The sequence below is a fragment of the Halobacillus seohaensis genome (assembly GCF_042663045.1).
Taxonomy (GTDB): Bacteria; Bacillota; Bacilli; order Bacillales; family Halobacillaceae; genus Halobacillus_A; species Halobacillus_A seohaensis.
In genome coordinates this window covers 1-874 of record NZ_JBHSZV010000058.1, presented here as the reverse complement: position 1 = coordinate 874, position 874 = coordinate 1, and the positions used below count along the sequence as shown (strand labels likewise).

At 39.4% G+C, this 874-nt stretch carries 1 protein-coding gene; it reads left to right on the top strand.

The features are described 5' to 3' along the window. Positions 1-210: 210 nt before the first annotated feature. On the top strand, positions 211-874 hold a 664-nt coding region (locus tag ACFQIC_RS18765; RefSeq protein WP_390217662.1), incomplete at its 3' end, for a transposase.

The window sequence follows — 874 nt, the reverse complement described above, 5'->3', positions numbered from 1 at the left end:
GACGGTTGCGTTAGCATTGGAACATGAGGTGTTGGCAAGCCATACCTTAATCTTGGATGCCACCATTCGGCGTCCCGTTTTCATGCGAAAACAGCGAAAGAATATGTACAGGAGAAATCCAAGTCATTACGAAAAACAGTCTATCAGTATAAGGAAACCATCAAAAAGCAGTTCCCAACCAAGCCAACGACCAACTCACTAGAAGATGAAATGACATATACCAATGCTTTACTTGATGTCATCGAGCAAGAAGATAACCTAAAAAAGATGCCTGCGATTAAAGAGAAAATGAATAGGGTAAAAGAAGTCATCGATGATATTGAAGAAGAGGCGAATTATGGTGGAGATCCCGACGCGCGAAAAGGTTATAAATCAGCAGACTATTCTTTCCTAGGATATAAAACACATATGGCCATGTCGGATGAACGAATTATAACAGCAGCGGTGGTAACATCTGGTGAAAAAAGTGACACAAAGTATTTAAAGGAATTGGTGGAAGCAAGTAAAAAGAGTGGGATGAAGGTAGATACGGTTTTAGGAGATACGGCTTACTCTAGTAAGGAAAATATACAGTACGCAAACGAACAAGAAATGAAATTGGTGTCTCGTTTACACCCTGTGATAACCAATGGAAACCGCAAAGAAGGAATGGAGTTTGAATTTAATAAAGATGCAGATAAGTATGTATGCCCCGCTGGACATTTAGCGACAAAGAAAGCCATTAAAAAGAGAAAAGATTCTTCTCAAAATCCCCAATTGAAATATTATTTTGATGTGGAGAAGTGTAAAGTATGTCCGCTACGTGAGGGCTGTTACAAGGAAGGAGCGAAAACAAAAACCTATTCGGTAACGATCAAATCTAATGAGCATATCG